Origin of the sequence: Aminobacterium sp. UBA4987, from assembly GCF_002396985.1 — a bacterium.
Classification (GTDB): domain Bacteria; phylum Synergistota; class Synergistia; order Synergistales; family Aminobacteriaceae; genus Aminobacterium; species Aminobacterium colombiense.
Window position 1 is genome coordinate 1 of record NZ_DGZF01000008.1, and the last position, 24,367, is coordinate 24,367.

General features: G+C 42.6%; 22 protein-coding genes, 4 tRNA genes and 1 pseudogene. 26 read left to right on the forward strand and 1 reads right to left on the reverse strand.

All coding sequences use genetic code 11. From position 1 onward, the window contains the following. Positions 1-528 precede the first annotated feature (528 nt). The 22 genes from B2U56_RS03420 to B2U56_RS03525 all read left to right on the forward strand — a co-directional run bounded on the left by B2U56_RS03420 (position 529) and on the right by B2U56_RS03525 (position 20,353). The gene (locus tag B2U56_RS03420) at positions 529-1,857 is read left to right on the forward strand and encodes a GspE/PulE family protein (protein WP_349679257.1); all 1,329 of its coding nucleotides are present in this window, start codon (positions 529-531) and stop codon (positions 1,855-1,857) included. A gap of 16 nt (positions 1,858-1,873) precedes the next feature. Beyond that, positions 1,874-3,064, forward strand: a complete 1,191-nt coding sequence (locus B2U56_RS03425) for a type II secretion system F family protein (protein WP_213701015.1) — start codon at positions 1,874-1,876, stop codon at positions 3,062-3,064. A gap of 15 nt (positions 3,065-3,079) precedes the next feature. Next, a complete protein-coding gene (locus tag B2U56_RS03430) occupies positions 3,080-3,529 on the forward strand; it encodes a type II secretion system protein (protein WP_013048167.1) in 450 nt (149 codons plus the stop codon). Between the two features lie 23 nt (positions 3,530-3,552). After that, positions 3,553-3,846, forward strand: coding sequence for a hypothetical protein (locus B2U56_RS03435; RefSeq protein WP_213701014.1), 294 nt, complete (start codon positions 3,553-3,555; stop codon positions 3,844-3,846). Further along, on the forward strand, positions 3,821-4,675 hold the full coding sequence (locus tag B2U56_RS03440; protein ID WP_286952338.1) for a hypothetical protein: 855 nt from the start codon (positions 3,821-3,823) through the stop codon (positions 4,673-4,675). Before B2U56_RS03435 ends, B2U56_RS03440 begins: the two co-directional genes overlap by 26 nt. A gap of 17 nt (positions 4,676-4,692) precedes the next feature. Then, on the forward strand, positions 4,693-5,115 hold the full coding sequence (locus tag B2U56_RS03445; protein WP_286952340.1) for a hypothetical protein: 423 nt from the start codon (positions 4,693-4,695) through the stop codon (positions 5,113-5,115). Between the two features lie 129 nt (positions 5,116-5,244). Continuing rightward, entirely contained in the window at positions 5,245-6,036 is a 792-nt protein-coding gene (locus tag B2U56_RS03450; protein WP_286952342.1) for a hypothetical protein, read from the forward strand. Beyond that, entirely contained in the window at positions 6,021-6,557 is a 537-nt protein-coding gene (locus B2U56_RS03455; RefSeq protein WP_286952344.1) for a hypothetical protein, read from the forward strand. Before B2U56_RS03450 ends, B2U56_RS03455 begins: the two co-directional genes overlap by 16 nt. Positions 6,558-6,559: 2 nt before the next feature. Further along, the gene (locus B2U56_RS03460; protein WP_286952346.1) at positions 6,560-7,069 is read left to right on the forward strand and encodes a hypothetical protein; all 510 of its coding nucleotides are present in this window, start codon (positions 6,560-6,562) and stop codon (positions 7,067-7,069) included. After that, the gene (locus B2U56_RS03465) at positions 7,062-7,604 is read left to right on the forward strand and encodes a hypothetical protein (protein WP_286952348.1); all 543 of its coding nucleotides are present in this window, start codon (positions 7,062-7,064) and stop codon (positions 7,602-7,604) included. Before B2U56_RS03460 ends, B2U56_RS03465 begins: the two co-directional genes overlap by 8 nt. Beyond that, the gene (locus B2U56_RS03470) at positions 7,597-9,267 is read left to right on the forward strand and encodes a type II secretion system protein GspD (RefSeq protein WP_286952350.1); all 1,671 of its coding nucleotides are present in this window, start codon (positions 7,597-7,599) and stop codon (positions 9,265-9,267) included. The genes B2U56_RS03465 and B2U56_RS03470 overlap by 8 nt, the downstream gene beginning before the upstream one ends. A gap of 78 nt (positions 9,268-9,345) precedes the next feature. Then, positions 9,346-9,434: transfer RNA gene (locus B2U56_RS03475), tRNA-Leu, on the forward strand. A gap of 40 nt (positions 9,435-9,474) precedes the next feature. Continuing rightward, a tRNA-Met gene (locus B2U56_RS03480) sits at positions 9,475-9,551 on the forward strand. A 4-nt stretch (positions 9,552-9,555) separates the two neighbouring features. Then, positions 9,556-9,632, forward strand: a tRNA-Met gene (locus B2U56_RS03485). Positions 9,633-9,703: 71 nt separating this feature from the next. Continuing rightward, on the forward strand, positions 9,704-11,116 hold the full coding sequence (tilS, locus tag B2U56_RS03490) for a tRNA lysidine(34) synthetase TilS (protein ID WP_286952352.1): 1,413 nt from the start codon (positions 9,704-9,706) through the stop codon (positions 11,114-11,116). A gap of 1 nt (position 11,117) precedes the next feature. Continuing rightward, entirely contained in the window at positions 11,118-11,696 is a 579-nt protein-coding gene (hpt, locus tag B2U56_RS03495) for a hypoxanthine phosphoribosyltransferase (RefSeq protein ID WP_286952354.1), read from the forward strand. After that, positions 11,696-13,615: an ATP-dependent zinc metalloprotease FtsH gene (gene ftsH / locus B2U56_RS03500; protein WP_013048178.1), complete on the forward strand. Its 1,920-nt coding sequence runs from the start codon at positions 11,696-11,698 to the stop codon at positions 13,613-13,615. The genes hpt and ftsH overlap by 1 nt, the downstream gene beginning before the upstream one ends. 105 nt (positions 13,616-13,720) lie before the next feature. After that, a complete protein-coding gene (gene uvrB / locus B2U56_RS03505) occupies positions 13,721-15,769 on the forward strand; it encodes an excinuclease ABC subunit UvrB (protein ID WP_286952356.1) in 2,049 nt (682 codons plus the stop codon). Further along, positions 15,693-18,536, forward strand: a complete 2,844-nt coding sequence (uvrA, locus tag B2U56_RS03510) for an excinuclease ABC subunit UvrA (protein WP_286952358.1) — start codon at positions 15,693-15,695, stop codon at positions 18,534-18,536. The genes uvrB and uvrA overlap by 77 nt, the downstream gene beginning before the upstream one ends. After that, positions 18,514-19,410, forward strand: a complete 897-nt coding sequence (rlmB, locus tag B2U56_RS03515; RefSeq protein ID WP_286952360.1) for a 23S rRNA (guanosine(2251)-2'-O)-methyltransferase RlmB — start codon at positions 18,514-18,516, stop codon at positions 19,408-19,410. Before uvrA ends, rlmB begins: the two co-directional genes overlap by 23 nt. Continuing rightward, positions 19,400-20,215 (forward strand): pyrroline-5-carboxylate reductase, encoded by an 816-nt coding sequence (proC, locus tag B2U56_RS03520; RefSeq protein WP_013048182.1) that lies wholly within the window; start codon positions 19,400-19,402, stop codon positions 20,213-20,215. Before rlmB ends, proC begins: the two co-directional genes overlap by 11 nt. 63 nt (positions 20,216-20,278) lie before the next feature. Further along, positions 20,279-20,353, forward strand: a tRNA-Val gene (locus tag B2U56_RS03525). 125 nt (positions 20,354-20,478) lie between these two features. Here B2U56_RS03525 and B2U56_RS03530 read toward each other — a convergent pair. After that, positions 20,479-20,760: pseudogene (locus B2U56_RS03530) on the reverse strand (YibE/F family protein); the annotation flags it as partial. Positions 20,761-20,914: 154 nt separating this feature from the next. On the opposite strand from B2U56_RS03530, the gene B2U56_RS03540 reads away from it, so the two are divergent. The 4 genes from B2U56_RS03540 to B2U56_RS03555 all read left to right on the forward strand — a co-directional run bounded on the left by B2U56_RS03540 (position 20,915) and on the right by B2U56_RS03555 (position 24,331). Further along, on the forward strand, positions 20,915-21,064 hold the full coding sequence (locus B2U56_RS03540) for a hypothetical protein (RefSeq protein WP_286677044.1): 150 nt from the start codon (positions 20,915-20,917) through the stop codon (positions 21,062-21,064). A gap of 415 nt (positions 21,065-21,479) precedes the next feature. Beyond that, positions 21,480-22,430, forward strand: coding sequence for an ABC transporter permease (locus tag B2U56_RS03545; RefSeq protein ID WP_213701010.1), 951 nt, complete (start codon positions 21,480-21,482; stop codon positions 22,428-22,430). Between the two features lie 5 nt (positions 22,431-22,435). Further along, positions 22,436-23,347 (forward strand): ABC transporter permease, encoded by a 912-nt coding sequence (locus B2U56_RS03550; RefSeq protein ID WP_286952363.1) that lies wholly within the window; start codon positions 22,436-22,438, stop codon positions 23,345-23,347. 27 nt (positions 23,348-23,374) lie between these two features. Continuing rightward, positions 23,375-24,331, forward strand: coding sequence for an ABC transporter ATP-binding protein (locus B2U56_RS03555; protein ID WP_286952365.1), 957 nt, complete (start codon positions 23,375-23,377; stop codon positions 24,329-24,331). Positions 24,332-24,367 lie beyond the last annotated feature (36 nt).

The window sequence follows — 24,367 nt, forward strand, 5'->3', positions numbered from 1 at the left end:
GCCAGGGATCTTTTTTTGTGCCTTCATATGTTTTCCTTTCTTTGAAGAACCCCTTTAAACTAATAAAAACCCTCCTTTCCCCTTCTTTTCTTAGCAAATGCAAGCTTATATGACGTTAGAAGATAAAAAATAGCACTAAATGTTAACTTTCCTATCCTATTCTTTGAGATCGCTTTTTTTGCATCTGAAAGACACAAATATCTATGGTATGGTCATTGTGACGTTTTTGACTATAAAATATATTTGTGGTGATGCTTATTGATTGTTTTAAATTCAGAGAATATGTGGCAAAAGTTTTATGCTCTTCTTTTGCAACATAAGGAATTTAAATTTTTCATTGAGAAAAGAAGTTCTTTTGAGATTAATATAAAAAAGCCTTTCCCACTTGCTCGCCTACTATTGCAACACTTTCCTGATAAAGAAGATGAAATCTTGTCTTGCATAAAAGCAGCGACGCAGATTCCGCAAGCTTATCTACCCTTGTTTCCTATATTTATAAAAGGTACACAGTTTTTTTCTTTAAAAGAAATGAGTGCCTTAGGGATCATTCCCATTGCCTTTTCTGAGAAGGAGAAACTTTTGGCTATCGCTCTTTTTGACCCTTTCTTCTCCAGCGACTTGAAAAAAAGATTCAAAAAAACAGGGGTAAGGATAGTTCCCTTTTTGTCACCACTTACGAGTATTCGCTCTTGCATTGACATGCTTCATCTTACCAATGCAGATGATTATGACGCAGCCTTTCCCGCAAAGGATATTGTAGATTTTGTAGATCGTATAATTAATGAGGCCGCAAAAAATGGTGCTTCTGACATTCATATAGAGGGGTTGTCGGCATGGAGCAGGGTAAGGTTTCGCATAGATGGATATTGTCGTGCTGTTTACTCCTTTTCTTTGCATTTTCATCCTGCTATAATCTCGCGAATTAAGATAATGGCATCTATGGATATTTCTGATAAAAGGCGTCCTCAGGATGGCCAATTTAACATAAAGACTGGTTTACAAGATTCTTTAGACGTACGTGTATCATCACTTCCTACCGTGGATGGCGAAAAAATTGCTTTGCGCCTCCTCGATTCTTCCAGGATTCCCGATAACATTTATCAATTAGGATTTGAGCAAAGAGACATGGAACTTCTTGAACAACTTCTTTCTCAAAAGGAAGGGCTTATATTGGTGACTGGCCCCACAGGGAGTGGCAAGTCTACCACACTGCATGCGCTGATAAAGAAAGTAAACGTCCTTACTCTTAATGTGACGACCATTGAAGATCCGGTAGAGAGATTCCACGAAGGTATAAATCAGGTTGAGGTCGATGAAAGGGCAGGTCGAACTTTTGAAGTGGTCTTACGCTCGTTACTTCGCCAGGATCCAGATATTATCCTTGTCGGAGAAATTCGAGATTCTGAAACTGCCCATCTTGTAATGCGGGCAGCACTTACTGGTCACCTGGTCCTTTCAACTTTGCACACTGACGATGCGGCTAATGCTCCTTTAAGGCTCATAGAGATGGGAGTTCCGCCTTTCTTAATTGTCTCTTCACTTAAAGCAGTTGTTTCCCAGCGACTTATTCGATTATTATGTCCACTCTGTAAAAAACCGGATTCAAACAGTCCTGTGGGGTGCTCTTATTGTGGGGGGAGGGGATTTCATGGAAGGGTGGGGGTGTTTGAATATCTCCCTATAACTGAGAGAGTGCAAGAGCTTTTGCTTCACAAAGCCCCAGTTCAAAAGATACGTACTCAAGCACGCAAAGAAGGGATGAGAACTCTCGTAGAAAATGGCATGCTTAAAGTTGAAAGGGGACTTACTACCTATGAAGAGATCTTAAGCATTTCTTCTGGAAGGACGGGGATTTAACGAGGTGATTAAATAAATGCTCTATTTCTATTCTGCTCGTACAGTTAGGGGGGAAAAGATAAAAGGGAGTTTAGAGGCTGGTTCTCAATATGAGGCCCTTTCTATGCTTTTTGAAAGGGGACTTATTGTTGTATCTCTACAGGAAAAGAAAAAAAGTGAAAACATGAGGCTCTTCCCATCAAGAAGAAAAATTCTTTCGTTAGAAGATCTATGTTTATTCTTCACCCATTTATCAGCGATGATTTCCATGGGAGGAACTTTGTCTGACTCCCTTTACATAATGGAAAGTGAATTGCCCCAGGCAACTTTGCGTTCCATTTTGCAAAAAATCCAAGATGAATTGAGAGGAGGAAAATCCTTTAGCGAAAGTCTTGGGTTGAGCGGAGACTGGCCTCCGGGAGTTTTAGCTATGGTGAGCGCAGGAGAAGAAAGCGGAGAGCTCTTAAAGATGTTGCGTTATCTTTCTTCTTACTTCATGCAAAGGAGGGTTTTTAGAAAGAAACTTATTGGCGCGTTGGTTTATCCTGCTTTTGTTGCGATTGTTAGTGTGGTTGTGCTGAACATTCTGTTCTTTAAGGTTTTTCCACAAATAGAAGCGGTTTTAGCCGATTTGGGCATAGCTCTTCCTGCCTCGACTCGTTTGTTTCTTTCTTTCTCGAAGTTTTTCCTTACCGTTGGGATAGGGACCATATGCGGCGTTTTGGGAATGCTTTCTTTTACAAATTGTTTTTTAAAAAATTCTTTGTGGGATAAGATATTTTCTAAAAATAAGCTTTGGAAAGAAGTCTTTCTCTCAAGGAGTTTTCAAACACTCGCTGCTCTCCTGAATTCTGGCGTGCCTCTTCTTGAAGCTATTAAGCTTTCGGGATCTGTGACGGGAAACAAAAAAGTAGAAAGAAGCTTTTTTACTGTAGCAGAGAATGTTGAAAAAGGCCTGTCCTTAGGTGAATCTTTGCGTTCCCAGGAAGATTTTTATAGTCCTCTTATAGTGCGCATTTTGTCTCTTTCTGAAAGATCGGGAACACTAAGACAAACTTTGCCACTTGTCAGTGATCGCCTTAAAGAGGAGGCGCAAGACAGAATGAAGAGAATAGAGGTACTCGCCGAGCCCATAATGATTTTTTCCCTTGGCGGTATTGTTCTTATCTTCGTGGGTGTGTTATTTTTCCCGTTATTAAATGCTTTTCAAAGAATCTCATTATTTTAGAAAGGAGCTGTAAGAGTGAAATTGAGCACTCGAAAAGAAAAAGGATTTTCTTTGATTGAACTGCTAGTTGTGCTTATGGTTATCGGCCTTCTTTCTGGAGGAGTGGTTATCGCAGCCACTAGAACCATTGCTTCGGCAAAAGCTGTCCGTGTCCTTTCCGATCTAAACTCGATAAGGTTTGCTTATATTATGTATTCTGTTGATGAAGAAGACCTAGACGGAGTCCTTTCAGATATAACTCTTCTCGATCCTTTTCTTGATTCTAGTCTCTTGAATGGGAAATATTCAATTTGTGAAGAAGAAGATTCAATTTATGTGGGGACAGGCCCCCTTGATAAAAAGGTACTCCTTCGACTTGCTAAACATTCATCAGAGAGCGGACTTTACAGTTCTCTAACAGCTGCTCCGCCAATAACCTCTTATGACAGCGAAACTGGGAAATGGGTATGGTTAAAGGTTCAATGATAAAAAAGTCAAAAGGTGTATCTTTGCCAGAAATCCTTACAAGCGTAATGATCGCCTTGTTTTTATTGACAGGAGTATGGCGATTTTTATATGTATTGGGAGTAACTCTCACAACAGGCAATAGATATTTCATGGCAAGTCTCGCAGCTCACTATCGAGCGGAGAGCAATTTGCCAACAGAGCTTTGTAACGGCCTAAAATTAAAAGAAGAAAGCACCCTGGAAGAGAACATAAAAACAGTTCATGTCATGGCATTGGATCCCTGTCTTCCCAATGAGGATAAGCCTATTTATGAGATTACTCTTTGGCGCGAGTAACCAGAAGGGCAAGATCGTCTTCTCGCCTGGCCGAACTCTTATAGAAGTAATAATAGCCCTTTGTGTTTCGCTTATCCTTGGAGGGATTTTTTTTCAGGGGGTACAAAGGGTAGTATTGTTAAGGTCTTACATATCCCATGGCCATAATATGGAAGTAAAAGTTTCTCATGTCTTTTCTATAATGATGCCTCAAATTCTCAATGCAGGGCAAGGCATTCCAGCTTCTCTCGACTTCGAAAAGCTCTTTGAGGAAGTCACTTCTATTGCTCATTGGGGGAGGGCGCTGAATGTGGTTCCGAATTTTGATGCAGAGATCATGAATAAAGATTGGGGAAATGAATTGAGATGTGTTTATACCCTTCCATCTCTTTTAAAAGTGATCTCAATTGCTCCCTCTCTACAGGAAGTAACCCTCTCAGGCGTGCCAAAGTCAAGCAAAGTGGAGCCTACGTATGGTGGTAAAGCGAGGAAGACTCTCAATTGGGTTGTTTTTCCAGGAGCAACGCGACCCTTTAGGGTGGCGTATATTTCAGGGACAAAGGTAAAACTTGCAGAGTCTGCACAAGACGTTGAATCAATTCCTATTGGCTCCTTTCTGCACTTTTTACGTGCATCGAGGTTCTATGTGAAAAGAGGTCCCCGAGAAGGAATGGATGCCCTTTATTTTCATGATGTTACTAAGCAGAGTGCACAGCCGGTGGTTAACGGAATTTCTCGTATGGAATTCACTTATCATAAGCAGGAAGGAGTTTTAGAAGTGTGTATAGAGATAGAAAGCAGAGGTAAAAGATCAAAGGTGGTAACGGCATTTCACGCTCGAAACATGTAAGGGCAAAAAGGGGTTTTGTGTTAATTTTTGTGCTTATTTTCATGTCTGTTCTACTTGCGTGTCTTCCATGTTTTTATACTTTAATGACAGAGAAAATATCAGTAATCCGAAACCTCGAAAGAACAGTCAGACTTCATCACGCAGCAGTTTCTGGAATAACGGCAGTTTCCAGCTGGCTAGAAAAAATTTTTCCGGAAATAGAAGGTGTAAATGAAGCAGTTGTCAATGAGCAAATGCCATCTCATATCAAAGCATTCCAGATAAATGATGTTGATGTCATAACTAATATTTCTTTCTTAATATCCTTGCAAAAAGACAGAATAATATACCTTATCAGTTCAAAAGCTTCTCTAAAAAACATCAGTTACTCGGTGGGATGCGTTATTGATTGTTTTTCAAATGCTGATAAAGAGTGGTCATTTTATTTGATCAACGAATAATAAAGGTGGGAAAGAAAAGCAATGCATAAAATTTTTTCTCAGCATTCAAAAAAGAAAATTCCCTTAGCAGGTCTGTCTGTTGAAAAATCGTGGGTCCGGTGTGTGGTTCTAGGTTGGGAGAAAGGGCATTTGAGTGTTAAAAAAAATATAGAGTATCCGGTCCCTGAAGAAGCGAGCCTATTTGAATCTTTTTTTGATTGGGTGAAGCTTTTAAAAAACCTAGTGGAAGAAGCTTCCTTTCCCAAAAATGTATTGATTAACTGTACTCTTCCCATTACCCATATATTTCTTGAAACGCTACACTTTCCAGAATTGCCACAAAGAGAGCTGGAGAAAGCATTAGAATGGGAGGTTAAACGACGTTTTAAAGTGGCATGGGACAAAATATGTTGTGATAGTTTCCGTTACGAAAGCAACGAGAGATCTTCTACCCCAAAAGTAAGCTTTCTCGTTTCAGCGGCCCTAAACCAGGTTATTAAGCGCTTTTTAAGGATATTGCATCATTCTCGCATAGGTGCTGCATGTATAGAGCCTCCCCAAGTTAGTCTTTTAAGAGGTGTAGGGGGGCCCTATGGATCAGATTACAGGCCGGTTACTCTTTTTTACGCAGACGGTACAATTCTCCACAGGCTAATGGTTTCTGAGGAAGAGTATATTTTTACAGACACAGTTTCGTCAGTTCTGGGCATGGACAATGAGAGTATTGGAATAGATAGTCTTTTACTCAAAGACAACCATTGGTTTTGGGCAGGAGGGGAGAGCGGAACTGCATTGGAAATAAGAAAAAGAATGGCTCCGGAAATGAAAGAACTCCCGCCCCTCAATCATATGTGGAATATAAAAGGCCATGCCTTGTCGCTTAAAGGGTGGGAAATCCCCTTTGGCCTGGCATTGAGAGAGTTACAATGGACATTAAATTAGATTTGCTGCGCTCTTATTATAAAGGTGGTCATGCTTCATTACTCTTCCGTATAAATAAATGGGGTTTTACAGCTTTATTGGTATGTTTCTTACTAACAGGAGGGGGGGCTATTTATTGTTGCCATCAGAAGGCAATTGAACTTGACAGTCAAATAGCGGCGAAAAGGCAAAATATAAATAAAGTTTTGTCTGTTAAAAAGAACTTGGCAATGAAACAGAAAGATCTCATTAAAACATGTTCTTTACGTCTTGAGGCATCAAGTTGCCACAAAAATAACCATTCAGAAGTGTTGCGGTTTTTGATAAATTCCATTCCAGATAGTGTTGTGTTAGACCAAATACAATTTAAAAGAGAAGAAATGCTCCTCAGTGGGGAAGGCGAGGGTAGGGAGATTTTTATTTGGGGAGAAGAGTTGTATAAAAATCTTTACCTTCAGGACATAAACTATCCGCATTTTTCTAAAAATGGAGAACGATCCAATTTTAAATTAAGATTGCTTTTCGTTAAATTGGAGGAATAGTTATGAAAAGACAGAGAATTATTTTTCTGTCCTTCTATCGTGCAGGTATCCTAGCCGTACTTTGTATAGTTATAGGGCTATGTTTTTTGTGTAACGATCTGCGTTTCATGAAAAATAAAATTACCAGGCTTTTAGAAAAAGAACAGCATATACAAAATGACGCTTCCCTTTTGCTTAAAGACAACAACCTTTTTAAGGAAGTTCTGGCCCGCCATGAAAAAGAAATAACACAGTCTTGTTTAGGAGAGAGAAAATCCTCTCTAGAGTGGTTATCTGATATCACCGATAAATGTAGCCTGATTCTTTTAGATCTGCGACAAGATTCTTCTGCAGGTGAAGTTGTTATTTTAAGTGCAGAAGGCCCTTATCGCGAGTGTGTTTCCTTTATAGAGGAACTTGAGGCTTTCAGTTCACCATTCCTCATTCATTCAGGAGAGCTCTCCAAAGGTGAAAACGGAGATCGTCTAAAACTTTATTTAGAGTGCAAAAAGAAGGACGAGAAGAATGTCTAAAAAACATTTTTTTATAAAAATTGCCATTCCAGCTTTTCTTCTAGCAGGAATTTGTTGTTTTATTTGCTGCATAAGTGTATGGTTGCCCTCTTTATCTCTTGCTCCTTACAGTGAAACACATACTTTATCTATGGACGAGACCACTTTAGCGCAGCATGAATATAATATAAAACTTGCCAGAAATTTGCAGGCAGTTCTTGAGGGAGCCCAGGTGCCTAAAAAAGATGAGGATTCTTCTTTGCTCTTTGCTGTCCCCCGCAGGAGTACTCCATTTTTTCATGATGCAAAAGAAACAGACGCCATAGAAGAAGACTTAGAGACACCTTTGATTCTTAAAGGGGTTATAGTAGGGCAAACGGGTAGATTTTCCCTTCTTGACGAGGAAGGCGGAGAAAAAGGACTCCTCGTGAAAGAAGGGGATGTTCTATATGACGGAAAAGTAAAAGTGACACATATTTCACTAGATGTTATGAATTTGGAAATAGAACAAAAATGTACCCAGAAATTGAAAATAGGAGGAACGTCTAATGAATAGAAATCGCCTCCTTCTTCGTATTTGGGGAACGTTCATATTGATAGTGCTTTTGTGCGTTGTAAAGAACAGTCAGCTTTATGGAACGGAGAAGGGAACTATGACAGGTGTATCTGTAGAGCAAGCTCAGCATGATAAGGTCACCGTTTATGTTGGGGGACAAAATTTGCCTAAACCAGAAATAGTGGAGATAAATAAACAAAAAACAATTTTGAAGTGGAGAAATGTTGTTCTTCCCTCTACCACATGGAATCGTGATTATGAAGGGCCACTTCTGTTAAGCATCAATGTCATGCAGAAAGAAGGATACATAGAAATGAGCGTCTTGCACAAAACAGGATTAAAACTTAATCTCCATAAAGCCGATGGGGAAAAGCGGTCCTCCAGTTGGTGCTTTACATTGCAAAGAGAGGGGACAGGGGAGCAAGGCTCTTATAGGGGAAAAAGACAATATCATGAGTTGCAATCAGGGGAAGGAGCATTTTTGCCTATATCCGAAAAAATGGCCTCTGAGCCTGTCTCTCTTTCTCTTCGCGATGTTTTGCTGCCTGACGCGTTTCGCCTCTTTGCCGAATATTGGGATATGAACCTTATCTTGGATGATTCCGTCCCCGAGAGAAAAACCACAATAATTTTAAAAGAAATTTCAGCCAGCCAGGCTTTTTTTTATCTCCTCCGTTCAAATGACCTCCGATTTGTTGCTTTGGGCGACAAAACTCTTTGGGTAGGAAAAAAAGAAAATTTAGGGGAAATATTAGGTTTGACAGAAACAAAATCTTTCAGGCTGGCCTACAGCGATATCGCTAGCACCGCAAAAATGGTCAAACAGGCTACTGGGGTTCAAAAAATTGTGGAAGATGAAAGATTAAACACTCTTTATGTAACTGCTGATAGAGAGCAACTTCTGAAAGTGGAGCGATACGTTGAACTTATAGACCGTCCAGGGAAGCAGGTTATGATCGAGGCCAGGATTGTTGAGATAGCAGACCGCGCCTCACATGAGGTTGCGTCGTGCCTGGAATCAATTTATAAACACTGGATGCTGGAATATAAAGGCAGAGGGACTCCTGGTCGAATAGGGTACAGTGATTCTTACAGCGAAGGGATGTTTGGTGAAGACATAACTTCCCTTTCTGGTACAGTAAAAAAATTGGACGCCTTAATATCAACCCTTGAAAAGGAAGAAAAGGGGCACATTCTTGCAGAGCCGTCAGTTATAACTATCGAGGGAACGAAGGCAAGAATACAGCTTGTTCAAAAGTATCCATACGTATCGACACGTGATGAGGCGGGCAATCCTACATATGTTTCAGAGGAAGTAGGGCCTCAACTTGAAATAACTCCTTTTGTAGGAAGGGATGAGATCATAACTATTAAGCTTGTTATAAAAACGGGTGAGGTTGTTTCATGGAGGGAGGGAGCCAGAGGCGAAACATATCCGGAGACAAGTACAAGGCAAGTGGAAACCCAGGTGCGAGTTCGAGATGGGGAGCCTTTCGTCATAGGAGGATTATTTAAAGAACTAAAAAGGGAAAACCAATATAAGTTTCCCCTTCTTGGGGATATTCCCATTTTAGGTTCGTTGTTTTCGACTCAGTATACAGAAAAAGAAAAGAACGAAGTGATTATAATTGTTATACCCCATATACTGTCTATACAGACATGATTACATGGGCCGCTTACAACGACATGTAGTCAATCCCTTGACAGAACTTAAAGAGCTCCTTATAATGTCTGAGTGCTGGCCGGGCTGGCGGAATAGGTAGACGCACGGGACTTAAAATCCTGGGGACAGAAAAGTCCGTGCGGGTTCGAGTCCCGCGTCCGGCACCACAATGTACTTAATTTGGGTTTTAGTTATGTCTATATAGATCGCGGGGTGGAGCAGTCAGGAAGCTCGTCGGGCTCATAACCCGAAGGTCGCAGGTTCAAATCCTGCCCCCGCAACCAATTTGGCGGTGTAGCTCAGATGGCTAGAGCATGCGGTTCATACCCGCAGTGTCACTGGTTCGATTCCAGTCACCGCCACCAAATATGAATTCATAGGCGGGGGACCCATCTCCCGCCATTTTTGTTTCACCTCTTTTCTGGGAGGTGGCTGAATGGTTGAAATGAAAGGTTTAGAAAAACAACTTCCATATGAATTATCACTTCCATATTTAAGGGATCAATTCTGGGCTGTAGCCAGAAAACAGGGCTGGGCAGAAAAGATAGGACCAGCTGTAGTTGCCGTTTCTGGTGGCAGTGATTCTGTTGCTCTGCTCTGGTTCTTTGTGCAATTCTGGCCTGGAAAGGTTATCGTGGCTCATTTGGAGCATGGCATTAGAGAAATAAGTTCAATAGAAGACGCGGCTTTCGTAAAAAAGCTTGCAGAGGCATGGGGTTGCGAATTCGAGATAGAGCATGTTGTTGTCCCACGCCTTTTACGCAAGGGTGAGAGTCTAGAAGAAGGAGCCCGAAGGGTTCGCTACGATTTTTTTGAGCAGATAGCGGCTTCAGAAGGAGCAACAGTTGTTGCGCTTGGCCATACAGCTGATGATATAGCAGAAACACTGTTATTCAATCTTTGCCGTGGGTCAGGTCCCTTCGGACTTGTGGGCATACCCGAGGTCCGGGGACAATTTATACGCCCCCTCTCTGGATGGTGGCGAGAAGACTTAAGGCGTCTTTTGCAGGCTCGCGGAATTAGTTGGAGAGAAGACCCTACAAACCTTGACACGACCTACGTCAGGAACCGCATCCGTCATGAAATCATTCCATTGCTTGAAAGAACAATAAATTCCTCTACGCGTCAGCATTTTGTCGATTTCGCACAGGATATGCAGGAATTCCGCCGACGTGAAGAGGAGCAGGGAGAGTTGCTTGTTCAATGGGGCAAAGAAAATGTCCCTTTCTCTATGTATGGGACGGCACTTTCATTTGTTCGTTCCCTCTCAGAGCAGGAACAGGCATGGTTTATACGGGCTATTGGAAGAAAGTTGAGTCTCAAAACATTGACAAGGAATCGCCTTACATCCCTGATTGCAACTTTAAAAACTTCTGGTCGGTGGTTATTTCAATGGGAAAATAAAGCTTTTATTTGTTGTGGTTCAGGTTTTATGGTATGGATAAATCCAAAACTCTTGTATAATACTCACGCTATATCTAAAGAGATTGTTTTTAAAGGAGACAGGGGTGTGTTTTTATGGGGCTACTGGAAGGTGCATTGGGAAAAGAAACAGCACTTTTCAGGATCCTTGACGTCTTCTACAGGAAGGTTTCAAGAGGCTTTCCCTTTGGAGCTGGGGAGCAGCCTCATTGTTTCACCTGCAGATAGTGAGTCTTCTAGCCTGAAAAATAGGAAAATGAAAAAAATACCCTGGTGGTTACAGAAAATATGGCCGGTTTTTTCAAAAAGTGAAAAATGGCAGTGGATACCTTTTGAAGGCACTTTTTCTGACAAAGAGTATCATGGAGGAGCACAGATAATTTTGAGGCTTGAGCCTGTGGCATCGGCGCTGGAGGGAGTACAATAGAATGGAATATGTTGTTTCAGACATACTTCTGTCAGATGAAGTTATACAGAGTAGGGTAAAGGAACTTGCTAAACAGATAAGCAAAGATTATGCTGGGAAAGAGCTTGTTACAATAGGCATATTGAAAGGTGCGGTTATTTTCCTTTCAGATCTTATCCGTTACATAGATCAAGATGTAGACGTAGTCATGGACTTTATGGCAGTTTCCTCCTATGGTGATTCCACCAAAACGAGTGGTATTGTTAAAATAACGAAGGATATTGATATAAACATAAGGGGAAAAAACGTGTTGATCGTAGAGGATATTGTGGATAGTGGTTTAACCTTGTCTTATCTCATTCGTATGATGGGAGAGCGAGAACCGGAGAGTATACGGGTGTGTGTGTTGCTTGACAAAGAGGAACGGCGCAAGGTACCGGTCAATGTAGATTATAAAGGATTTGACATCCCTGATAAGTTCGTGGTGGGGTATGGTCTGGACTATGCAGGGAAATGGCGGAACTTGCCATCGATCCATATGGTTGATATATATATGAATAGCCCCGAAGAGGGAAAATCAATGAGAGGCGGCGATATTTAGTGGGCCGATTGATCAAGAATCTCGGGTTGTACCTGATTCTCGTAGTACTTGTAGTAAGCCTTGTAAACGTTTTCTTATCACCAGCTCAAAGTCCACAGCAGGCGGAAGTAATCACGTACTCCGAGTTCCTGACTGCAGTAGATACAGGACAAATTAAAAGCGTTACGATAAAAGAAAACACCGTATCCGGCCGCTTTATTGACGGCAGAAGTTTTCAGGCTGAGGTTGTAGGGACAGGAGATCTTGCGAAAGAAATAGCAGGGAAAAATGTTAATGTCCAGGTAGAACCACCACAGAAAACCCCATGGTGGGCGACAATGATTTCTTCTTTCTTCCCTACGTTGCTGTTAATAGGAGTGTGGATATTCTTCCTCTACAACATGCAGGGCGGCGGGGGGAAGGTCATGAATTTCGCAAAAAGCAAGGCGAAGCTTTTTCTCGATAACCGTCCTAAAGTCACCTTTGACGACGTGGCTGGATGCGATGAGTCCAAAGAAGAACTGAGTGAGGTCATCCAGTTTCTTCGAGATCCTGGAAAATTCAGGGCCTTAGGGGCGAAAGTGCCTAAGGGAGTGCTTCTTCTCGGACCTCCTGGTACGGGGAAAACATTGTTGGCTCGCGCTGCCGCAGGAGAGGCCGATGTTCCTTTCTTCAGTGTGAGCGGCTCGGACTTTGTTGAAATGTTCGTAGGTGTTGGCGCAGCCCGAGTTCGGGATCTTTTCGAGCAGGCACGGAAATATCAGCCATGTATTATTTTTATAGACGAAATGGATGCTGTGGGCCGTCATCGTGGGGCTGGTCTTGGTGGCGGTCACGATGAAAGGGAGCAGACGCTGAACCAGCTTTTGGTTGAACTGGATGGATTTGATGAGTCTACGGGGATTATTCTCATCGCAGCCACAAACAGGCCGGATATCCTTGATCCTGCGCTTTTACGGCCGGGACGTTTCGATCGTCACATTGTCGTGGATCGCCCAGATGTAAAAGGAAGAGAAGAAATATTGGCTGTCCATGTGAGGAACAAGAAGATAGCCGATGATGTGGATCTGGGGGTGGTGGCTCGTAGAACCCCTGGTTTTGTGGGAGCGGATCTTGCGAACCTCGTCAATGAAGCGGCCCTTTTGGCAGCTAGAGCTGGCAAAAGCCTCATTACCATGGCTGAGTTTGAAGAAGGGATAGATCGTGTAATCGCTGGACCTGAGCGTAAGAGTCGCCTTGTTAGCGACAAAGAGCGAAGGATCATCGCGTTTCATGAAACAGGGCACGCTTTGGTGGCGAAGTATTTGCCCAATTGTGATCCCGTACATAAGATATCGATTATACCGCGAGGTCATATGGCTTTAGGGTATACGCTTCAGCTGCCTGATGAGGATCGTTTCCTAATGTCCAAGACGGAACTGACAAATCAGATTACAGTACTTCTGGGAGGCCGTGTGGCAGAAGAGCTCACCTTTGGTGACGTGACTACTGGTGCTGGGAACGATCTTGACAGAGCTACTCAAATTGCAAGAAGGATGGTAACGGAATTTGGCATGAGCGATGCTCTTGGTCTCGTGAAGTTAGGACATAAACATCAGGAAGTCTTTTTGGGGCGGGACATCGCGGACGATAAAAACTATAGCGATAATGTTGCATACATGATAGACCAGGAAGTAAAGGCCATTATTGACGGCTGCTACGAAAAGGCCAAGCAGATTCTGACAGAAAAGAAAGAGCAGGTCGAAATGGTCGCTGAGACCCTTCTAGAAAAAGAAGTCATTGAAGGGAAAGAACTTGATGAACTTCTGGGTTTCGTTACAGAGGAAGAGACCGAAGAGCAGGAAGAAAGATTGCTCCATGGCGACGTTAAAGAGAGCAAAAAAGAAGAGTTGAGACGAAAGGGAAGTACGAAGCCTGAAGTGGCAAGTAATCTTGCATAACAGTACCATCTGATAATCTCTAAGCGTGCCCGCTTTTGTGGGCACGCTTTTTTACTTTTCTAACGAATGATAGACTAGAGGGGTAACAAGAGGAGTTGAAACGTCATGTCTGGAATTTTTAATTTGAAAGCAGATTGGGGACCTTCTGGAGATCAGCCTGAAGCTATAGAAAAACTTGTTGAATCCCTTAAAAATGGAACACGTTTCCAAACTCTCTTAGGAGTTACGGGGAGTGGAAAAACCTTTACTGTGGCAAATGTACTGGCCCAGTTTGATCGTCCCGTTCTTGTTCTGGCTCATAATAAAACATTGGCAGCACAACTTTATACTGAGTTTAAAACATTTTTCCCCCACAATGCTGTCCATTATTTTGTAAGTTATTATGATTATTACCAGCCGGAAGCCTATATTCCCTCGAGTGACACTTATATAGAAAAAGATGCCTCTATCAATGACCGTATAGAGAAATTGCGTCTTGCAGCAACGAAAGCTCTTGTTGAACGAAGGGATGTTATTGTTGTAGCTAGCGTATCTTGTATCTATGGCCTTGGAAAAAAGGAAATGTACGAAGAAGTTATATTTCCCTTTGCTGTGGGGGAAAAATGGGATCGTAGAGGTTTTATGGAGCGGCTAATAGATAATTATTACGCTCGGAATGACATGCTTCTTGAAGCAGGAAAGTTCAGGGCACGAGGAGATGTTCTTGAAATCTATCCATCCTATAGTGAAACGGCACTCAGAGTCGCTTTTTTTGACGATGAAATTGAACGCATTGATGAAATTGATCCCGTGAGTGGCCATACACTGAAACAGCTTCCTAAAGCTTCTATTTTCCCTGCCCAGCATTATGTTACAAGTCGAGATGCCATAGATAAAGCTATGGGGCAAATACAGCAGGAACTTGATGAGCAGCTTCACCTATTGAAAAAACAGGGAAAACTTCTCGAGGCACAACGTTTAGAGATGAGGACCCGATATGATATGGAGATGCTTGCAGAAGTGGGCTACTGCTCAGGCATAGAGAATTACTCGCGATATCTTGATGGCCGCAATCCTGGAGAACCCCCTGGAACTCTTCTTGATTTCTTCCCCGATGATTTTATTATGGTAATAGATGAGTCTCACATTACCCTTCCTCAGGTGAGGGGCATGTATAACGGAGATAGGGCCAGGAAGACTACCCTCGTGGAAAATGGTTTTCGCCTCCCTTCATGTCTTGACAATAGACCTCTCAACTGGAGGGAGTTTAAAAAATATCTTCGTCAAGTTATTTTTATCTCAGCTACTCCTGGGGATTGGGAACGAGAAGTTTCCACCTGTGTAGCGGAACAGATAATTCGGCCCACTGGAGTGGTGGATCCTGAGGTAGTGGTGAGTCCTGCAACTGGACAGGTTGATGATCTCGTTGATAGACTGCGAGGTATCACAGCAAGGGGAGAACGGGCACTTGTAACGACATTAACAAAAAAATCGTCAGAAGATCTAGCTGAATACTTGGCAGATCTGCAGTTCAAAGTAAAATATATCCATTCGGAATTAAATGCTTTTGAGCGAGCAGAACTCATACGTGATCTTCGAAGCGGAGAAGTTTCTATTCTTGTTGGTATTAACCTGCTGAGAGAGGGGATGGATCTTCCTGAGGTGTCGCTGGTGGCTATCCTTGATGCTGACAGAGAAGGCTTTCTCCGTTCTCATCGGTCGCTTATACAGATCATGGGGCGAGCGGCGAGAAACACGCGGGGGCAAGTCGTACTTTATGCCGATGTGGAAACTGAGAGTATTAGGACTTCTGTACAAGAGACTCGCAGGCGAAGAGAAATACAGATGCTTTTCAATGAAAAGCATGGCATTATACCTCAAACTATTAGTAAAACAGTACAAAACCTTCTTCCAGAAGAACTTACTTCCGATGCTGTAAAATTAGAGAGCCGCAGAGGGAGAAGAACAAAAGAAGTTCAGGAATACACCCATAGTGATCTAGAACGCCTCATGTGGGAAGCAGTAGAAAAACTTGATTTTGAAAAAGCTGCGCAAATTCGTGATATATTGACAGACTCAAAAGGGAAGGAGTGGCAGCGTGTTGCATCTTATCAGCATAAGAGGAGCAAGAGAGCACAATCTCAAAAATATAAACGTAACACTTCCAAAAAATAAACTTGTGGTTATTACAGGGCCATCAGGTTCCGGGAAGTCATCCCTGGCTTTTGATACACTATATGCAGAGGGTCAGCGCCGGTATGTAGAATCCCTTTCTGCCTATGCCCGACAATTTTTAGGAATACAAAAAAAACCTGATGTGGATGACATTTCAGGATTATCTCCAGCTATTTCAATAGAACAGAAAGGTACATCCCATAACCCTCGCTCAACAGTGGGTACCGTAACGGAGATTTATGACTATCTGAGACTTTTGTATGGTAGGCTAGGAGTTCCATACTGCCCATCGTGCGGGAAGGCCGTCATTCGATATTCCCTTGATGAAATTGTGGACGTTATATTCAGGAACTACCCGGACCAGCGGCTTGAAATTCTTTCCCCTCAGGTTCGAGGGAAAAAAGGGGAGTTTAAAAATCTTTTTGCCCAAAATAGGGAGAAGGGATTCATGCGCGTAAGGGTGGATGGAACTATTTACTGGTTAGAAGAAGAGATTGCCCTTGATAAGAATAAAAGACACACTATTGAAGTGGTAATTGATCGACTGAAAGTCCTGGACGACCGGAAAGGGCGTATTAGCGAAGCTGTAGAGGCAGCCTTGAGCCTCTCTGGAGGATATGTGCTCCTTGTCACAGAGGGGGGAAAAGAGCAGCTTCTCACAGAAAACTATGCCTGTCCTGACTGTGGCATCTCCCTTCCGGAAATAGAGCCGCGGCTATTTTCATTTAATAACCCTTACGGAGCCTGCCCTGATTGTTCTGGTCTTGGCAGCCACGAACACTTTTCTGAAGAGCATGCCATAGACCCCGTCCGCTCAGTGGAAGAGGGCGCTCTTCTTCCCTGGAAAAAAAAGCACTACATGCTGAGCAAGCTGTACACTTTCTCTCAGTCGAAAGGATGGGATTTGACTCAGCCATATGGAACGCTGCCAAAGAATGTACAGAACTTTATCCTTTATGGGAGCGATGAAAGACTTCCCATGTTCTTCTCTGACCGCGGAGAACGGCATCAGTATATGGGGCGATATGAAGGGCTCCTTCCATGGTTGGAAGGGAGATGGAATGAAACGGAATCTGAGAATGTCCTAGAAGAGTTAGCCGGATATCGTGTGGAAGATATATGTCAAACATGTCATGGTTACCGTCTACGTCCTGAAGCTCTTATGGTTCAATTAAACCACCACACTATTGATGAGCTGGTGGAAATGCCTGTGGATAGACTGTTACCCGTGCTTAAAGAAATGGAATTCACTGAAAATGAACAAAAAATTATGGGTCAAGTGATGATAGAGCTTGAAAAGAGACTCTCTTTTCTTGTCGATGTGGGCGTTGGATATCTGTCCCTTATGCGTCGCGCAGATACTTTAAGTGGCGGTGAGAGTCAGCGTATTCGTTTGGCTACTCAGATAGGTTCAAAGCTCAGCGGGGTTCTCTACGTTCTTGATGAACCGACCATTGGCCTTCATTCCAGAGATACCGATCGTCTTTTGCGTACCCTTCGCTCCATTCGAGATCTTGGCAACACTGTAGTAGTCGTGGAACATGATCGTGAAACAATGCTTGCAGCTGACGCTATTGTAGAAATGGGGCCTGGTGCAGGAGAGCAGGGTGGAGAAATTGTTAATGCAGGAACAGCTGAAGAGGTGCTCAATACCAATGCTTTAACTGGTCCCTATTTGCGAGGGGAAGTTTCAGGATGTATTAGAAGAAGAGATGTGCGTAATACTTCTCATTGGCTCACATTACGGAAGGTTGCCCATCACAACCTTAAGGAAATTGATGTAGCAATACCTTCACGTGTTTTCTCCTGCATCAGCGGAGTCTCGGGATCTGGAAAGAGCAGCCTCTTGTATGATGTGCTATATAAGGGTATGAAACGTATTCTGGACAAAGATTTCAGAGAGAGAGCCGGGAAACATCTAGGCATTGATGGGGCAGAGCAATTTAGAAATGTGGTGCTTGTGGATCAAAGTCCAATTGGTAGAACTCCAAGGTCAAATCCAGCAACATACACAGGTCTCTTTACTCTCATCCGCGAACTTTTTGCAGAGCTTCCAGAATCAAAAATACGTGGATATGCACCTGGCAGGTTTAGTTTCAACGTAAGGAGTGGACGATGTGAAGCTTGCAGCGGAGCTGGATCTGTTAAAGTTTCCATGCTTTTTTTGCCCGATGTTTACGTGGACTGTGAGGTTTGCGGAGGAACAAGGTATAACAGAGAAACTCTTGAAGTTCGTTATAAAGGGAGAAACATTGCTGATGTTTTGAATATGACAGTAGATGATGCTTTTGAGTTTTTTAAGGAAATTCCCCGCATTGCATCAAAACTGGCCTTAATTCAAGAAGCAGGTCTCGGATATATTCGTCTTGGTCAATCGGCCCTCACCTTGAGCGGGGGAGAAGCACAACGGGTTAAACTTGCAAAAGAGCTGAGTAAACGCTTCACCGGTCCTACTCTGTATCTTCTCGACGAACCAACAACAGGTTTATTTTATACAGATGTGAAGAAGTTGCTTCACATTCTCCATCGCATCGTGGATCAGGGAAATACTGTGGTGACCATCGAGCATAATCTGGATGTACTTCTATCGTCAGATTATATTATCGATCTAGGCCCCGAGGGAGGAATGGAGGGCGGTTCTATAGTAACCCAGGGAACGCCAGAAGAAATAATCAAAAGCAGACAAGGGTATACTTCTGCCTATCTTCAGGAATATGCCAGGCAGCTTGAAAGGGAGGACCACTATGAGCGCAAAACAGCGTCGTGATAATAGTAAGCCAGATAGCAAAAAACCATATAGTAGAAAAATGGAGAATAAAAAGAGAGAGAATCAGAAACCATATGGCAAGAAACCTTATATCAAAATGCCAGATGTGAGGAAACAAATTGATGAAGATCTTATATGGGGACGCCAGCCAGTTTTAGATCTTCTCCAATACTCACCACAGAAATGTTTAAAAGTCTGGATCTCAGAAAGGGCCCATCCTTCCTTTTCAGGAGAAGTAATGACCCTTGCCCGTTCTGCTAAGGTCCCTTTTCAAAAAGTGGCGTCAACTTTGGTTGATGAAATGTGCCCCGGAGAGAACCACCAGGGGGCAGTGGCAAAAATAACAATGGTGGAACAACTGGATATGGAAGATTTTCTACCCACCTTAAAAACAAAGGAAGGGCCGATTCTTCTTGTAGTTCTTGATCACATACTTGACCCTCACAACTTGGGAGCTATTATACGTACGGCAGAGGCTGCTGGAGCTACGGCTGTTGTTTATTCAAAACGCCGCTCGGCCTTACCTGGCGGAACGGTAGTGAAAGTGAGTGCTGGGGCAGCGTTGCGAGTACCCATGATATCCGTAACGAATATTGCACAGACGATAACCCGGCTTCAGGAGGAAGGCTTCTGGGTGGTGGGACTTGACCATAATGCGCCCCAATCCCTTTGGGGGGCAACATACCCAGACAAGTCCTCAATTGTTGTTGGAGCAGAAGGTGAGGGGTTGTCCCGTCTCGTTGCCCAGCGGTGCGACATGTTGCTTCGCATCCCTATAACAGGGAAAACAGGTTCGCTCAATGCAGGTGTCGCTGCTGCCTTAGGAATGTTTGAGTGGGCCAGGGCAAAAGGAGTAGATGTTCATGGTGAATAAAAAAAGATGTACCATTGCTGTTATCGGAGCGGGAATGCTTGGCAGTTCTGTGGCCAGGGGATGGGTGAAGGAAAATTGCACAGTCATAGCCTACGACAAAGATAGACAAAAGGTGGAATCCCTCGAAGAACTGGGTATTTGTTATGAGGAAAGCAACGAAGCTATAGCAAGGGCAGACGTGGTGGTTTTTGCGCTGAAGCCTCATATTCAACTTCCCGTGGTGGCTTCTCTGGCGCAAAATCTGACAAACAAGCTATGTTTTTCTATGGCAGCGGGTATTCGATTAGAGCAGCTTGCAGAAGCAGCCCCCCATGCAAGATGGATTCGGGGAATGACAAATATATGTGCCGCTGTTAATGCTGCTTTTACGGCCTATACGCCTTCTGAAAATGTGACAGAAGAAGATATGAAAAAAACCAAACTTCTTTTCGGCCTTCTTGGAGAAAGTGAAGAAACAGCAGAGCCAAATCTTGACGCCATAACGGGCATTTCAGGATCAGGGCCCGCCTATATGTTTACAGTGCTTGAGGCATTGACCTACGGGGGCCTCCGAGTTGGAATTCCGAAAGATTTGGCACTAAAGGCCTCTGCCGCGACGATGATCGGGGCAGCAAAACTTGTTTTGGAAACAGGAAAACATCCAGCGGAACTGAAAGATGGTGTGGTTACCCCTGGTGGTACCACTATCGAAGGGCTTTATGAATTGGAGGAAGGAGCGGTCCGTGCGTCCTTTATCCGGGCTATTGCAGAGGCAACCCGACGCGGTAAGGAATTAGGGGAGCAAAAGACCAACAAAAAGAAGTAGGGGTTTTGATTGTCTTGCAGTTATTGACATTTCGCACTTAGACCTGTAGAATACCGAGTCGTTGGGTGGTTAGTTCAGGGGGAGAACGCTTCCTTGACGCGGAAGAGGTCAGAGGTTCAATTCCTCTACCACCCACCATTGAGAACACAAGGGTCCCGGCATAATGCCGGGACCCTTTTTTAATGCCTGAACTCCATATGTACTCATATAGGTTTGCCGTAGCAACACTTAGAAAGTATTAAAGAAGCTATAGACTTTGTACATTACCTTGTATTTTTCCCCAAAGGACACCTGACCCTATCTTTAAGTGTCTCTACATCGTAAGAATAGATCCATCCAGTAATTACAGCGGTAATAGGTGCAATCAAAACTAAGCCTATACTCCCAGCCACAGTTCTCAATATTTCTGCCGCAATCATTCTATAATTTATAATCCGTACAAAATCTGTATTCTGTCTTGCAAACAACATAAGCAACGTTAAATATCCACCAGAGTAGGCCAGCAAAAAAGTAGTCGTCATAGTTCTGATGACAGCACGCGAGAGAGATCTTTCAGAAGCCGTCTACTCCTTCCTTCTGGCAGGTGCCATTACGTACTTCCAAAGAAATACTATAAAAGATTCAGGAGCACCAACATGATACAGAGGCTCAACGAGGAGATCCGTCTAAGAGAAAAAGCTGTTCGACGATGTATCCGTTATGAGACTTATAGGCTTGTTATTCCTTGAAAAGGACGAAGAAGAACGTTCCGGAAGAACGTATCCGGACATAAAGGAATGCAGGAAGACCATTCGCTCCTGTAGAAAACTCAACGAAACGGCAGTAAAACCAGAGGCGAAGATACCCTGACGATTCAAGTTGAATAAAATTATATTTATCGAAAATGAAATTACAGTAGCCTTGAGACTTGTGTCGCTGATCAATTCTGTGAAATTTGACAAAAAAATAAATTATAGTAGTCTTACTTTAGAATCTTGATTTACTCGCAATATTAAATATTTCGACTCGAATGATGTGTTTCTATCCCTGCCTCACATCATGATGGAGTTGTTGGCGAAAATTGTATAGAGCCGTTGATGCGACTCCGTAATAATACAAGTAAAGAGACCCCCTTGCGAAAAGAGTGATTTCCAATTGCTCAAATAGAGAGTAGGTTATACTTAACGATTTGCTAACTATCACATAAACGTGGCGTGTCACGCTGACGATGATTAATTTCGTCACCGTTATGCTTGTTGATGCGCCAATAAAGGAAGGTATTGGCATGATAAGATATATTTTAAAAAGATTCATATTTGTTATCCCCGTTTTACTCGGAGCTACATTCCTTGTGTTTGCTATTATGAATTTCACACCTGGTGATCCGGCAAGAATAATTGCGGGAAATGACGCTACGGAAATTGATCTTCAAAATATTAGAGAAAAAATGGGCCTTAATGACCCTTTTTTGGTTAGGTATGGCAGATTCATTGTTAATGCGATTCGAGGGGATCTCGGCACATCGTATAGAAACAATTTGGAAATCTCCTCTCAGATAATTATAAGATTGAAAAACACCATGATACTAGCAGCCTCAGCAGTTTTTATAGCTATAATAATAGGAATACCGGTGGGGATCATCTCAGCAATAAAACAATATTCCACCTTTGATAATATCGTGATGGTAGTAACGTTATTTTTGGCCGCCTCCCCGGTTTTTTGGATGGGGTTAATCTTAGTTCTTGTTTTTTCGTTAATGCTTGGAATTCTTCCAGCCGCTGGGATGCAGACTGGTTTTCCTGGCATGTTGAAAAGCCTTATACTTCCGGCATTTACCCTTTCTACCAATACCTTAGCGGTAATAGCACGAACAACCCGAGCGTCAATGTTAGAAGTTGTGCGTCAAGATTATATTGATACAGCAAGAGCAAAGGGATTAAAAGAAACAGCCATAACTATCAAACACATGCTTCCGAATGCGTTAATCCCCATACTCACAATCATCGGAATTAATTTCGGTAGTTTACTCGGGGGATCGGTCGTTACGGAGTCAATTTTTGCGTGGCCTGGAGTTGGCAGATTTATTGTTGAGTCGATTAGTTTTCTGGATACACCTTCTATATTAGCTTCAGTCGTTATGTTGTCGGTTTTTTCCACGTTCATTAATTTATTTGTAGATTTACTTTATGCGTATGTCGATCCACGGATCAAATCACAATACAAAGCCAAGAGGTAATAGTAATGAATGCTAATATCACATTAACTAAACCACATCAATCCGAACGAGACAGAACTTTGCTTCAGCAGGCCTGGCGCCAGTTTAAGTACAATAAAAGGGCCATGGTTGGTTTATTTATTATCGCCACACTACTTTTGATAGTTGTAGCAGTCGTTGCAATAGATTTCTTTACTGACAACTCTATTTATAATGAGTACATTATTAAGCAAAATTTGAGAAATAAATTAGCGAAACCAAGCTTGCATCATATATTTGGATGTGATGAGTTTGGTAGGGATGTGTTTTTAAGGATCCTATGGGGCACGAAGTATTCGTTAATGCTTGGATTCAGTGCTGTAACATTATCATTTTTGATGGGTGGCCCGCTGGGAATAGTGGCTGGATTCTATGGCGGGAAAATAGATAACATTATCATGCGCATAATGGATATTTTTATGGCATGTCCGTTCATTTTACTTGCTATGGCAATTGTGGCAGCACTTGGCGCAAACACAGTTAACTTGTTAATAGCACTTGGCGTTTCGCGTATGGCCGCTTTTTCGCGTATTTCCAGAGCAGCTATTATGTCTGTTAAAGAAAAAGAATTTATTGAGGCAGCGCGGGCTGTAGGGGCTAACGATTTTACTATAATTCTGCAGTACATACTTCCTAATGCCATGGCTCCTATTCTTGTTCAGTTTACACTTCAGATTGGTACGTCCATATTACTTGTGGCGGGGTTGTCATATATAGGGTTGGGAATTCAACCGCCAACTCCCGAGTGGGGAGCCATTCTTACATCAGCTAAGGTTTATATGCGTCATGCATGGCACATCTCGGTTTTCCCTGGGCTTTTTTTAGTAATTACGGTAGTTGCTTTCAATTTATTTGGTGATGGACTACGCGATGCTTTAGACCCCAAAATGAAAAAATAAACTATCATAAGGTAAGGAATGAGCATTATGGGAAAAATACTTGAAATAAGGAACCTAAGAGTGAGTTATGAAACTGAAGATGGTACTGTTGAAGCTCTTAATGGGATTGATCTTGATTTAGATGAAGGTGTGACTTTAGGGATTGTTGGGGAAACAGGAGCAGGCAAAACAACGTTAGCTAAAAGCATTATGAGAATTATACCTACCCCTCCCGGTCATATTGAGTCAGGAACGATACTTTATAAAAATAAAGATATTTTAGGTATGACGAGTTCTGAAATCAGAAAAGTTCGTGGTGAACAAGTCTCTATGATTTTTCAAGACCCGATGACATCCTTAAACCCCATTATGATAGTGGGAGATCAAATAGCGGAAGCCATCAAAACGCACATGCATGTTTCATCAGCAAAGGCAACAAAGAAAGCATCAGAAATGATGGAGTTAGTCGGTATTGATCCAGTTCGAATGAGCGATTACCCACACCAATTTTCTGGAGGAATGAAACAGCGCGTTGTTATTGCTATGGCACTGGCATGTAATCCCAAGGTGCTTATTGCAGATGAACCTACTACCGCTTTAGACGTCACTATACAGGCTCAAGTTCTGGAAATGATGAATGAGTTAAAAAAGAAATTTAATATGGCTACGATACTCATAACTCATGACTTAGGGATAGTTGCGCAGACTTGCGAAAAAGCAGCCGTGATTTATGCTGGTGAAATAGTAGAGTACGGATCAGTTCATGAAATATTCAAAAACATGAAACATCCATATACCATAGGGTTGATGAATTCAATACCTAAGATTGGTATTGAAGAGAATCGTCTAAATCCAATTGATGGATTGATGCCTGACCCCATGAACTTACCTAAGGGATGCAACTTTTGGCCTAGATGTAAGTTGGCTACAGAAAAATGCAAGCATGAATCCCCTGCTGTGACTCATATTGACGGTGAGCATTTTGTTAGATGTTGGTATAGTTAGCGCATAGAGTACTAAGGTTTCAAAGGTCCCAAGATA